Here is an 11,977-nt window from a genome sequence, read left to right on the forward strand (position 1 = left end):
CTATACAAAATTATTTTCGTGAAGCAGCCTTATTTCTTTGTAGGCGCTCAAATAACCTTTGTGGTCTTCGATCGATTTTATTAGATGGTGACTCTAAATAAATCTAGGCTTTATTCAGTGGAAAAAAAATACCTAGTTAAGGGTATTTCTTTTTACCTGCTTTAAACCTTTTGTAATTCAGATGATCTAATACCTAAACAAAAAGGAATCGAAAATGAGAAAACTAATATTAATAATAGGACTACTAGTGGCCGGAAATATACTTCTGGCACAGGATAAAGAAGATCAAATAAGAAGGAAACGAGAAGCTAAAATTGAAGAGTTTAAAGAACGTCTGGAACTCAGCGATGAGCAGATTGCAGATTTAAAACAATTAAGAGAGGCCACAAAGCCTAAACTTGACGAGATTCGGGAAGATGAATCTAAAAGCAGAAGTGATAAAATGAGAGCTCATGCGGACATCATAGAGCAAAATGAAAAAGAAATCGCCCAGATACTCGATGAACAACAACTTCAAGAGCTAGAAGAAATTAAGGGAGAGATAAGGGAAAAAAGAAAGATGAGAAGGGAAAAGCGTCGGGAACATAAAAGAGATTGATGATATTCCAGTGATAGTTCCATGAAAAGAAGTCCACATTACTATGGGCTTCTTTTATTTTAAGCCTTACCTACCGGCACATTTAAGCCAAAGTCAAATGTTGCATTTAATTTTTCTATTAAATAAGCGGAAAGAACGGGAGATTCTTTCTCTAAATTTTGGTGAACAAAAAAATAAAGATTCTCCATTCCTTGGTCAGCCCATTTTTTGATTCTTTCTATCCAAACATCCAGACGATCATAGTCACTCTCGTGATTGGCACCAACGTATCTTACAAAAACATCTGGAGTAGTAAGCCTCATATGTAGCAGGTCTCTTCTGCCGGCTGTATCAGTTACAATATTTGAAACGTTATGTTTTTCGAATAATGCATACACTTCATTCGCTACCTCAGCATCATTGAACCATTCTGTGTTTCGTAATTCTATTGCCAATGGAATATCTTTTGGCCAGTACTCTACAGCTGTTATTAGACGATCCATATTCTTTGGCTTGAAATTATCATGAAGCTGCAAAAAACACATGCCTAGTTTATCCCCAAAAGCTCGAATATTAGTCGTATATCGCTCAATCGGTTCCTCAACTTCATTCAGTCGCTTGATATGACTTACCATTTGATGAACCTTGGGAAAGAACTTAAAACTGTCTGGAGTTTTATCCACCCATTTTTCGATTTGCTCTATTCGAAAGTGATTATAAAATGTAGCGTTTAATTCTATCGAATTAAACTGAGTCGAATAATACTCCAGCTCATCTTTGGTCCCTCGTGGATAGAATTTTTTTAAGTCTTGTCGGTTCCATTTTGCACAGCCAACAAACACACTTTTTAGTCCTTTGCCTCTCGAAAGGACTTTTTCTGTATCGTGGTGATCGTCAGGTAAGGAAAAATCAATTTCTTCTGGATTATCTACACTGCCAAATTTCATAATCTAAAGCTAAACTGTTTTACTAAAAGCTATTTAATAAGACCTAGTGCTTTTCCGAGAATTTTGTCCAGTGTTCTTGTTGACAACAGGCTCGGTAATGTCCAGTTCTTAAACTTCTGTGCTATGATAATTCTACGAGCCTTCGATTTTTTCTTTTCAAACTCTTTAAAAATAATTTTCGCTGCTGCGCCAGCTGGCAAGGCCTTTTCTATTGAGGGCCCCATGAACTTTTCATGCGATTTTTTCATGATCGGCAGGTATACGGAATCTTTAAATTTATCGAATAAAGGTTCCATTGACTTTTCCCATATTGGCGTTTTGATTGGACCTGGTTCTATAAGAACCACATCAATTCCATACATCAAAAGCTCCTTTCTTAGGCTTTCTGTAATTCCTTCCACTGCATGTTTTGACCCGACATAAGGAGAAACAAAAGGCATACCCATTCGGCCCGAAACTGAAGAAATCTGAATAATCTTTCCAGGTGCAGAGGGATGATTTTCTCTAGCACCAAGTAGAGGTAGAAACACCTGAGTGACTTTAATTAAACCAAATACATTGACCTCAAACTGATGCCGATAATCCTCCACCGCCAAATCCATAAACGGTCCCCCTACCGCTATCCCAGCATTATTTATCAGGCCGCTCAATCCTTCATTACCTATTTCATTCTCCAACCATTTCCCGGTTTTTTCAACAGCCTCATGGTCTGTTACATCAAATAAAAGTGGATGAAACCTTTCCCCTAATTCAGTAAGCAACTTATCTGCATCTGACTGTTTTCTTACACTCCCATATACGTTATAACCATTGTTAACAAATATCTTTACCAGCTCATACCCAATTCCGGTTGATGCACCGGTTATTAAGATGTTTTTAGATTTTGTCATTTAATCAATTAATCAATAGTGAGTAAGATAAACGAAACCATTCGCAAGCGACGATCTGTCTATCCTTTGCAATATATCAATAAGCCTATCCCAAAGGAAATTCTATTAGAACTCCTACTCAATGCCAATCATGCCCCAACACATAGACTTACGGAACCGTGGCGATTTAAGATTTTTACTGGAGAAGGAAAATCAAAACTTGGTAATTTTTTGGCCGATAAATACATAGAAATAACTCCTGAATTTTCTCATTCTAAGTCCGAAAAAATTCGAACTAATCCTATAAAAGCAGGCGCTGTTATTGCCATTATTATGCATCGTGATCCTGCTGAAAGAGTGCCTGAGTGGGAAGAGATTGCCTCAGTATCATGTGCAGTTGAAAATATTTGGATCGCATTGGAACAATATGGTCTTGGTGGATATTGGAGCAGCCCTTTACTGTGCAAATTTCTAGGCGAACATGTAAACCTCCAGGAAAATGAAAAATGTATCGGATTATTCTACCTCGGGTATTGTGAGCCATCCGACAGGATCATTCTAAAGAAACCAATTGAAGAAAAGATCGAATGGATTGAATGATAATTTAACACGTCATTGCAAATGAGAAACGAATGAGGCAATCTTGTCTATAAGATCACTTCACATGCTCGTGATGATGCAAACTTTGACGGAATGAAACTAGAAAGAGAATCTTTAAAACTGCTTGAGAAAGCGCTTGAAAAACTTGAATCAGGGTTTGAATTACCGAATTTAGATCAATCTTATGATTTAGATAAGATGGAGGCAGTCATTACAAAAACGGCGGAAAAAATGCAGGATAACTACCCTTATTTCCATCCTCTTTTTGCCGGACAAATGCTCAAGCCTCCACACCCCATTGCAAAAGCAGCCTATATGATGGCCATGTGGATCAATCCTAATAACCATGCCATGGACGGAAGTAAGGCGAGTTCACCTATGGAAAAAGAGGCAGTTGCTGACTTGGCTAAAATGTTTGGCTGGGAAAAACACCTTGGTCATTTGACGGGAGGAGGAACTATGGCAAACCTGGAAGCTCTTTGGGTGGCAGGTAAGATCCATCCAGATAAGAAAATAATTGCATCAGACCAGGCGCATTATACTCATGAGCGGATATCCGAAGTATTAAAACTTGAGTTTGATAAGGTTGGTACTGATCATCAGGGAAGGATTGATATACAGGCATTGGAAGAAATGCTCAAACAAGGAGATATAGGAACAGTAGTATGCACAATGGGCACTACCGGTCTCGGATCTGTAGATCCTCTCGATGACATTTTAGAACTTCGTAATAAATATGATTTTAGGGTTCATGCAGATGCCGCATACGGCGGATATTTTACTTTATTAGATAATCTAGCAAGTCAAACAATCAAAAAATATCAACAGCTCGATAAAGTAGATAGTCTAGTCATTGATCCGCACAAACAAGGCTTGCAACCTTATGGGTGTGGATGTGTGCTATTTCAGAATCCGGAGGTTGCGAAATTCTATATTCATGAATCACCATATACGTACTTCACATCAGATGAATTGCATCTGGGAGAAATAAGCTTGGAATGCTCAAGAGCTGGAGCTTCAGCTGTAGGTTTATGGGCCACACATCAATTGATGCCGTTGGTAAGGAATGGTGAATTCGCAAATAATCTATCTAAATCAAGAAGTGCAGCTCTTAGGCTATTCGAAAAGCTACAAACGAGCGATGATTTCTTTCCTCTTCTGAAACCTGAAACTGATATTGTTGCCTGGGGAATCAAGGGAAGAACAACAAGTGAAATGTCTCAAAAAGCAAATGAGTTTTTTATGAGAGCAGAAGAAAATCACTTATACCTTTCATTGTATAAATATCCGACTTCAAAGCTTTCAAATCCATCATTTGAAATCGACACTGACTATCTGGTTTGCTTGAGGTCTTCTCTAATGAAACCAGAACATGAAGATTGGTTGAATGATATTTGGAGTAGGATGATTGCTAGTCTTTAATTTTTAGATTTGCGCAAAATTGAATTTATGAAACGAATTGCTTTACTATTTATAATTGTTTTCGCTGGTTGTTTTTCAACTAAAGCACAAGATGACATCCATGGTGATCCGGAATTCTGGTATCTTATGTTAAATCATTATAAAATCAATGAACAATGGACAGTGGGAAATGAGCTTCACCTTCGAAGAACGGATTGGTTTAGCGATCAAAAGCAATTTATACTACGTCCATTCGTAAATTATAAGCCTGGTGAAAGTGTGATTTATTCTGCAGGCTACTCTTATATAAGCACTGAACCTTACGGTGAATATCCATTATTAGCTACACTCAACGAACATAATTTTTGGGAACAAGTAACCGTAAACCAATCTCTCGGAAAAACCACACTTTCACATCGTTACAGAATGGAACATCGGTTCCAGCAAAATTTAGCACGAAACCTTTCAACAGGCGATGTTACAAAAGACGGATATAATTTCAGCAATCGCTTCAGATATCGATTGACTCTGAGAAAGCCTATAAACGACGACTACTTCATCCATATATTCGATGAGCTTTGGGTGTCAGCTGATAGTAACTTTAGACAAGCCTCATACAATCAAAACTGGATATATCTTGGTATCGGTAAAAATGTAGGGAACGGGAATATTCAGCTGGCTTACCTTCACCAGCATGCAAGTGCAGGTGGAATAGTGGAACGTCACCCAGGATTACAACTCACCTTCCAATATGATTTTTAACAAAAAGGCCATCAATGATGGCCTTATAAATTATTTTCTTTCTAATGGAAGTTCCCACTGAAAATTACCCCATTTAAAGATCAAGATTGCTCCTCTCTTGGTTTCTTGCGCTTCAATTGTGAACTGTTCGGTATGATCATTTTGAGATAGAGGAACAATGACTGTGGCTAAGTCTTTTGTATAATCGGGCTCTGTATAACCCCAAAATCGTAAATCAGAGTTTAGCCTTATTTCCATTTCTCCTTTTCTTGGAAACGCATAAATCACATACTCTCCAGCTTGAAAAGATTCATCTCCGAACTGAAAATCATAATCCACCTTAATGGTTGTCGGTTCATTAGCGCCAAGTCTCCAATAGTATCCATAAGGCTGTAAAGCGCCTTCTTCTTTCTCACCAAAAATCATCCGATTCCTCACAGAAGGCCTTGAATAATTCACTGTAACTGTCTCATTTCCGACAGCTACTTCTGCGGTTCCGGGAGGGCTTAAAGTTCTGTTCCGATTATTCAGATATGCCACTGCGACTACTAATAACACAACCAGAATTCCAAACCCAATAAGTAGTTTCTTTTTCATAATTAGGATGATTAAATCTTTAATTCCTCTTTGTTTTCCTTGAGGACATCTATGATAAAGATAATATGTTCTGTCATATCAACACCTAACAACTCAACACCAGCAGCAATCTCGTCCCGCTCTACCTTCGCAGCGAAGCTGGCCTGCTTAAGCTTTTTCTTCACTGACTTAGCCGTAAGGGTCTCAATCCCTTCTGGTCGTACCTGACTGCAAGCCACAATGAAACCTGTTAATTCATCGCAGGCAAGGAGTGCCTTATCCAACATGGTCTCATACGGAACATTCCATTTAGTGTAGTGTGCAGATATAGCATGAGCAATTTTCTCTTCGCCCATTTTCCTTAATTGAGCAACAATTCTGTTAGGATGTTCATCAGGATATTTCTCATAATCTGCATCATGCAGCATTCCTGTAATTGCCCATTCTTCCGAATCTTCGCCAAGTTTGTTGGCGTAGGCTTCCATAACCAATTCGACCGTTCGAGCATGTCTGAGTAGGCTTTCGCTTTCTGTCATGGAAGTCAGAATCTCTCTAGCTTCATTTCTGTTCATAACAGAAAAATAAAAAATGGAAATGACATTATTTTAATTCCTCTGATAATCGAGGCTTACTTCTAAATCGATAAAACTGATCCAGTGTAATTGCATGTGGAAGCGTGATCAGTGAAATAAGAATGAAAAAGTAAGTGATGAGTGCCGTTTGACTTTCAGGCTTCAGAAACCACAGTAGACTAAGTATTCCCAGAATGGCCAGCAAACTAAATCCAACCAAATCTCCTATGAACCGACTCATATCGTAATTTGATTTTCTAGTCTTCAGCCATTTGTATTGATGCTTAAATGCATTAAGAGAATGGAAGAGCACAAAATATAAAGTAAATGCTAGCACGAATGGCAGCAATAAATGGATCAGAATAATGAAACACAGAAAAGTTGAAAGCCAATAAATACTTTTCTTTTCAATTCCCTTTCGCTTAAATAGTAGGATACTGCATATAGCAGATAATGTGATTGCTATAGGAACTATATATCGCCAGAAGCCAAAGTCTGGCAATTCACCTTGAATTACGACATTTAAATAAGGAGAAATTCCCTCTATGTGGTAAATCATTGGAGCAACAAGGATCATAGATCCCCAAATCATTCGCATTAATACATCTGAATTTTTGACTCGATTATCCTCAAGTAATTCTTGACCAAAATGATAAGCTGATAAAAGAATAAATATAAATAATGCCTTAGTGGGATCGAGGAGCCACCAAAGAATGTATCCGGCGGCAATTAGTACGTACTTTAATATGTATTTAAGTGTGCTCGTGTCTTCTGAGGTAGAAAGGTGAATTCGGTGATCAACTGCGCCGTGTGGAATGCCGAAAAGTAGGATGAGGATTAAACAAATAGAATTAACCAGATGAGAAGGAACATCCATAGTCAGGTATACAAACCCTAACATAATAGCTACTCCATATTGAATCATTCTGATCATAATAAAAAGAGCGGAGTGCATTTATACACTCCGCTCATGTTTGCATTTAAGCTGTTGCCTTTTTTGAGGACTGACTTATAGCAAGGCTATATATAACTAAACCGAATCCAATTTTATTAATAGCGTCACCAATGTTATAGATAATATCTAAGGCGTTTGGTGAAAGAACTCCACTTAATAAACCATCAGTTTCAATAGCCATATATCCGATAGGATAGATAGCCCAACCAACCAAAATAAACCAAGCGAGTGTGTTAAACGCTTTTTGTAAAATTGGATCGTTGGAATTCTTGGAAAGTTGTTTTGCAGATCCAAACCACACTTCATAGAAAATACCTAAGTAACCCAGGGTTGATATCGCACCCCAAATGGCGCTACTGTCTCTGAATACAGTTTCTCCCAAGTAACCTGTCACTAACATCCAAACAGAGTAACCGATCATTTTCCACAATAATCCCATTCTAGCCCCGAAAGCCTTTAAGATTAAGTAAAACTCAACACACATCAATGGTACTGTTAATATCCAATCGATGTATCGGAATTCTGTCGGAGAGGTACCATTTTGTACCCAGTAATCGCGCATGTAGTAATAATGTACTGCTGCAATAAACGTAATGAGACCTGATACTAAAAGTGAAGTTCTCCACTTTCCATCCACGCTCTTCATTTCTAAAAAGAAGAACACAGTTGCTGCTAACATAGCCATACTACCGATGAAGAAGGTAAAACCTACATAATCACCGGACTGAAGGGTTGCCATTAATGTTGCTTTCATAAATTCTTAGCTTTTTTGATTTAACAGCTAAGAAACAGCTTGTATGTTTTTTTGTTTAATCTTTTGTGGTATAATCTTAAACAAAGTGAATGAATGTGTTTTTATTTCATCAATCTCATCAGTGAAATCATTCATCCCGAAGCATCTCGGCTGGATTGGTTTTGGCTGCCTTAACAGTCTGCCAACTTATCGTTAAAAATCCAATTAAGATTATAAGAGCAACTCCTGGTAAAAGCTCCATTGGTCCAATATCAATACGTTCTTTGAATTCAGACAGTAAAAATTCAGTGAACATAATGTATGTGAAAGGAATGGCAATAAATGCTGAAATTGACAGCATAATCATAAAACTTCGAGATAAAATCAAGATCAGATTTTGTTCAGTGGCTCCAAGTACCTTTCTAATACTTACCTCCTTGATCCTGGTTTCCGTGGTGAAAACTGCCATACCTAATAATCCCATGGTGGAAATCGCAATAGCTAAAATTGCGAGGAAGGTAAAAATTCGGAATATCACCTTATAATCTGCATAGGATTCTTGAATCTGATCTTTAAGAAATTCAGCTCTAAAAGGATGAAGCTTTTCAATATCTGTCCAGATTTCCTCCATCTTAGACATCAATCCTATGACATCAGGAGTACTGACTACCATGTTAATGTATTGGAAGTTCTCTTGACTTCCATGAATCAATGCGGACGGTTCAGGGTCACTGGCAAGGTTTTGATATTGGTAGTTTTCAATAACACCTACTACCTGAACAGGTAAATCATCCTCTACTCTTCGCTGAAGATATAGTACCTCTCCAAGGGCATTTTCTGGCTGCTCAAATCCAAATCGCTCACTTAATGTTCTATCGATTATAATGAATTTAGGATCCTCGTCTTCACCTTCTAAATCATACGGGAATGTGCCCCCTGCAAGAAATTTCATCTCATGAACAAGCGGATAATTCTTATCTACTGGGTTAAAATATATGGATACGGAATCCATTGGATCTTTATATTTCAGATCTTCACCCCATATTTCTCCAGTGCTTGGAATCATTCCACATCTTGATACTTTTCCAACTTCAGGAAGTTTAGCTAGCTCATTCATTAAGATATCGGCATCATTACCATAAAGGGATAAGTTCAATACATTTTCTGAAGCAAATCCAAGATCATAATTGATCGAAAAATTGTACTGTCTGTAGGTAATGGTAGCTCCAATGATAAGCGTCATCGATATAGCAAATTGAAAAACGATCAAAACCTTCCGAAGATTAGCTCCTTTAAAAAGTCTCATTTTGGTCGCATCTGTCAAAATAGATATTGCCTTCAATTTTGATAAAACAATCGAAGGAAGAATGCCGGAAATAAAACCAATAGAAATAGCAAAAAGAATAAAATAAAGGATGTTAATCATTCTAAATTCCATCTCAATGTTGTCTCTATCAATGATAGAAGTCACAAACTCAGGCTTTATCAGTATGTAGAGTCCTCCTGCTAGGAATAGAGAAAAAATTGCAATCAGAATTGCTTCAAAGACGAATTGGGTAAGCACCTGAGATCTGGTAGCACCTACCACTTTTCTTATTCCTACTTCTTTTGCTCTTCGCAGGGCGCGGGCTATAGATAAGTTAGTGTAATTGAAACATGCCGACAAGATGATTATTAGCGTTAATGCAAGCAGCTGGTTGATGCTTTCCCATGTAATATTGGGACCTATTTGATTAGATAGATCTCTTCCAGGAGAAATATCACTCAAATTTTCTACCTCTAGAGCAATTGTAAATCTATCCGTTTTGGCATTTTCATCTGCCGCTATCTCAGCTAAATAATTATTGACTTGTTCAGGTGAAGTTCCTTCCTCCAACAACAGATATACATAATTCATCCAAATGCTTCGCCATGTAAAAAATGTGGAATTCTCGTCATCTCTGAATCTCTTTTCTAACGTTGAAAATGAAGCTAATGCTTCAAACTGCATATGGGAATTGCCTGGAACATCATTCATTACCCCGGTTACTGTATATGATTCTTCTCCAGAGATTACAATCTGACCAACGGGATCTTCACCTTTAAATAGTTTTTCTGCTGCTTTTTCAGTCAGGATTATTGAATTTGGTTCAATAAGAGCAGTTTTTGGATCCCCTGATCGAAGGTTAAATGAAAACACATCAAAAAACTCGGGAGATGCGTATTCCCCATTTACATTGATAATGTTATCTCCTTTCTCTAAATCCGCATTGAAATTTCGACGCATTATCAGCACTTTTTCGAAACCGGTATATTCGCTTCGAAGTTTTTCTCCTATGAAAACTGAGGTAGATGCCAGATCAAACGGATCATCATTGGTTACGTCTGAGTAAGTTGATGTTACACGATAAATGCGGTCCTTTTTTTCATGAAAATTATCAAAGGTGAGAAGTTCACCTAAGTAGGTAATCATTAAAAGTCCCACCGACATTGAAATTGCGAGACCAACGATATTAATGGTTGAAAAAAGTTTATTCCGAGCTATACTTCTGACACTTGTCTTGAAGTAGTTGCCAATCAAATTGAAAAAAGTCATTTGTCCTATTATTTTGGGTTTTTGAATAGTGTAGAGTCTACAAAATTTGATTACATCTAAAAGAAAAATGAGGTTAGCTTTCCTTTTCCCTTTATTAAGGTTTCTGAAATAATATTCATGTAAATCTCCTTGCAAGTCCTCAAGCAGATCTTTTCTGCAATAGAATTCGATGATTCTATCCATCCATTTGGGTGGTCCCTGTGGTTGTTTCGTCATCTGATTCCTTGAAAAACCATTTCCGGAATTTTACCCCACAGTCGGTCACGTTGCTCTTTTGCTTTCATCAAAGCAACTTTCCCTGCTTTTGAAATGGTAAAAAAGCGTTTCCTTCTTCCACCTCTCTCTTTTGTGGGCTCACCTAACTCGGAGGTAATAAGTCCTTTATCTTCCAATCGCTTGAGTACTGCATGCACCACCCCCAACTTCGTTTTTCGACCGGTAACTTCTGAAATCTCATCAACAATGTTTACACTGTAAGCATCGGAAAGAAGCGCAGCAATTGTTAACAGGACAATCTCCTCAAACTCTCCCAGATTAGTACCTTTCATATTTCATATTTTGATTTATTCATTAAATGTATAAAAAATAATTACGAGAAAATATCAGGTGGAGTTTTATTTTTTCATGTTTTGTATAAAATATAACATTTAAGAGAATGAAATATCTTAGCCAAAAAGACTTTTATGAAGCACATATTCTTTTTGTTAATTTCTCTTTCTTATCTATCCGCTTTTTCTCAAGATGGTTATGTAGTAACTCTTGAAGGAGATACTATATCTGGGGATATAAAGATTTATCCAAGTACATACTATGACGAAGTACAGATTAAAAATGAAAATGATAAGAATATTTTTAAGGCCTATCAGATAGTCAGTCTTGAGAATGATGGTGAGATTTATGAGCCAATATCATTTGAGAATAGAAAAATAATTGCAAAACTTAAACAAAAAGGAGCCATTAGCCTTTTCCTTGTTCGTCCAGAAAATGAAGTTCGATATACCACTGAAGTACTTTATAAAAACGATGTGGCATTAATTGTTAGTAACATAGGTTTTCGTAAAAGGCTCGTTGAGTATTTTGATGATTGTGCAATCTTATCGGAGGGTTTGAAGAAAAAAGAAATCAATGCAAGTGACATAGATTTTATAATGGAAACCTATAATGCTAAATGCTCCACTATTCCATCAGAAAATCAGATTACGACTGATTTCTCAGATCTAAAAGAGTTTTCACAACTTTTAAATGATATTACTTCAAGGATAGAGAATAATGAAGATGTGCCAGGATACTTAGTAGAAGCACTTAACAAATATTCAGGTCAAAAAGTAAATAGTGACCTTCAAAAGCTTATTAAATATCTGGAAAATAAGTAGTTACAATTCAACTTCTTAATCTTACAATTCAATAGATTTTAGATCAGTTCAGTGATAA

13 protein-coding genes are annotated in these 11,977 nt (G+C 37.1%); 5 read left to right on the plus strand and 8 right to left on the minus strand.

The window, feature by feature from the left end; all coding sequences use genetic code 11:
- Positions 1–214 precede the first annotated feature (214 nt).
- Complete coding sequence (locus tag ACOMC3_RS12770) at positions 215–598, plus strand: hypothetical protein (protein WP_420316277.1); 384 nt, start codon at positions 215–217, stop codon at positions 596–598.
- 59 nt (positions 599–657) lie between these two features.
- On the opposite strand, the gene ACOMC3_RS12775 is transcribed toward ACOMC3_RS12770, so the two are convergent.
- A complete protein-coding gene (locus ACOMC3_RS12775; protein WP_420316278.1) occupies positions 658–1,524 on the minus strand; it encodes a DUF72 domain-containing protein in 867 nt (288 codons plus the stop codon).
- A 29-nt stretch (positions 1,525–1,553) separates the two neighbouring features.
- Entirely contained in the window at positions 1,554–2,414 is an 861-nt protein-coding gene (locus ACOMC3_RS12780) for an SDR family NAD(P)-dependent oxidoreductase (RefSeq protein ID WP_420316279.1), read from the minus strand.
- A gap of 18 nt (positions 2,415–2,432) precedes the next feature.
- Here ACOMC3_RS12780 and ACOMC3_RS12785 point away from each other — a divergent pair, with 18 nt between their 5' ends.
- From ACOMC3_RS12785 to ACOMC3_RS12795, 3 genes are all read left to right on the plus strand, one after another.
- On the plus strand, positions 2,433–2,993 hold the full coding sequence (locus tag ACOMC3_RS12785; protein WP_420316280.1) for a nitroreductase family protein: 561 nt from the start codon (positions 2,433–2,435) through the stop codon (positions 2,991–2,993).
- Positions 2,994–3,086: 93 nt separating this feature from the next.
- Positions 3,087–4,415 (plus strand): pyridoxal phosphate-dependent decarboxylase family protein, encoded by a 1,329-nt coding sequence (locus ACOMC3_RS12790; protein WP_420316281.1) that lies wholly within the window; start codon positions 3,087–3,089, stop codon positions 4,413–4,415.
- A 27-nt stretch (positions 4,416–4,442) separates the two neighbouring features.
- Entirely contained in the window at positions 4,443–5,156 is a 714-nt protein-coding gene (locus ACOMC3_RS12795) for a DUF2490 domain-containing protein (RefSeq protein WP_420316282.1), read from the plus strand.
- Between the two features lie 30 nt (positions 5,157–5,186).
- On the opposite strand, the gene ACOMC3_RS12800 is transcribed toward ACOMC3_RS12795, so the two are convergent.
- The 6 genes from ACOMC3_RS12800 to ACOMC3_RS12825 form a co-directional block, all read right to left on the minus strand.
- Complete coding sequence (locus ACOMC3_RS12800; RefSeq protein ID WP_420316283.1) at positions 5,187–5,732, minus strand: DUF2911 domain-containing protein; 546 nt, start codon at positions 5,730–5,732, stop codon at positions 5,187–5,189.
- Between the two features lie 11 nt (positions 5,733–5,743).
- Positions 5,744–6,283, minus strand: a complete 540-nt coding sequence (locus ACOMC3_RS12805; RefSeq protein ID WP_420316284.1) for an HD domain-containing protein — start codon at positions 6,281–6,283, stop codon at positions 5,744–5,746.
- Positions 6,284–6,311: 28 nt separating this feature from the next.
- Positions 6,312–7,208 (minus strand): Brp/Blh family beta-carotene 15,15'-dioxygenase, encoded by an 897-nt coding sequence (locus ACOMC3_RS12810; RefSeq protein WP_420316285.1) that lies wholly within the window; start codon positions 7,206–7,208, stop codon positions 6,312–6,314.
- Between the two features lie 55 nt (positions 7,209–7,263).
- The gene (locus ACOMC3_RS12815) at positions 7,264–7,992 is read right to left on the minus strand and encodes a bacteriorhodopsin-like (RefSeq protein ID WP_420316286.1); all 729 of its coding nucleotides are present in this window, start codon (positions 7,990–7,992) and stop codon (positions 7,264–7,266) included.
- 127 nt (positions 7,993–8,119) lie between these two features.
- Positions 8,120–10,729: an ABC transporter permease gene (locus ACOMC3_RS12820; RefSeq protein ID WP_420316287.1), complete on the minus strand. Its 2,610-nt coding sequence runs from the start codon at positions 10,727–10,729 to the stop codon at positions 8,120–8,122.
- A 29-nt stretch (positions 10,730–10,758) separates the two neighbouring features.
- Positions 10,759–11,094, minus strand: coding sequence for a PadR family transcriptional regulator (locus tag ACOMC3_RS12825; protein WP_420316288.1), 336 nt, complete (start codon positions 11,092–11,094; stop codon positions 10,759–10,761).
- 135 nt (positions 11,095–11,229) lie between these two features.
- Here ACOMC3_RS12825 and ACOMC3_RS12830 point away from each other — a divergent pair, with 135 nt between their 5' ends.
- Positions 11,230–11,919 carry a hypothetical protein gene (locus ACOMC3_RS12830; protein ID WP_420316289.1) on the plus strand — a complete coding sequence of 230 codons (690 nt, stop codon included), beginning with the start codon at positions 11,230–11,232 and terminating at the stop codon, positions 11,917–11,919.
- Positions 11,920–11,977: the final 58 nt, after the last annotated feature.

This window comes from Ekhidna sp. (assembly GCF_965212185.1).
Lineage (GTDB): Bacteria > Bacteroidota > Bacteroidia > Cytophagales > Cyclobacteriaceae > Ekhidna.

Coding starts and splice junctions, on each gene's coding strand:
- ACOMC3_RS12795 (WP_420316282.1), top strand. CDS start 4,443: ATGAAACGAATTGCTTTACTATTTATAATTGTTTTCGCTGGTTGTTTT.
- ACOMC3_RS12830 (WP_420316289.1), top strand. CDS start 11,230: ATGAAGCACATATTCTTTTTGTTAATTTCTCTTTCTTATCTATCCGCT.
- ACOMC3_RS12790 (WP_420316281.1), top strand. CDS start 3,087: ATGAAACTAGAAAGAGAATCTTTAAAACTGCTTGAGAAAGCGCTTGAA.
- ACOMC3_RS12780 (WP_420316279.1), bottom strand. CDS start 2,414: ATGACAAAATCTAAAAACATCTTAATAACCGGTGCATCAACCGGAATT.
- ACOMC3_RS12800 (WP_420316283.1), bottom strand. CDS start 5,732: ATGAAAAAGAAACTACTTATTGGGTTTGGAATTCTGGTTGTGTTATTA.
- ACOMC3_RS12775 (WP_420316278.1), bottom strand. CDS start 1,524: ATGAAATTTGGCAGTGTAGATAATCCAGAAGAAATTGATTTTTCCTTA.
- ACOMC3_RS12805 (WP_420316284.1), bottom strand. CDS start 6,283: ATGAACAGAAATGAAGCTAGAGAGATTCTGACTTCCATGACAGAAAGC.
- ACOMC3_RS12815 (WP_420316286.1), bottom strand. CDS start 7,992: ATGAAAGCAACATTAATGGCAACCCTTCAGTCCGGTGATTATGTAGGT.
- ACOMC3_RS12820 (WP_420316287.1), bottom strand. CDS start 10,729: ATGGATAGAATCATCGAATTCTATTGCAGAAAAGATCTGCTTGAGGAC.
- ACOMC3_RS12770 (WP_420316277.1), top strand. CDS start 215: ATGAGAAAACTAATATTAATAATAGGACTACTAGTGGCCGGAAATATA.
- ACOMC3_RS12825 (WP_420316288.1), bottom strand. CDS start 11,094: ATGAAAGGTACTAATCTGGGAGAGTTTGAGGAGATTGTCCTGTTAACA.
- ACOMC3_RS12810 (WP_420316285.1), bottom strand. CDS start 7,208: ATGATTCAATATGGAGTAGCTATTATGTTAGGGTTTGTATACCTGACT.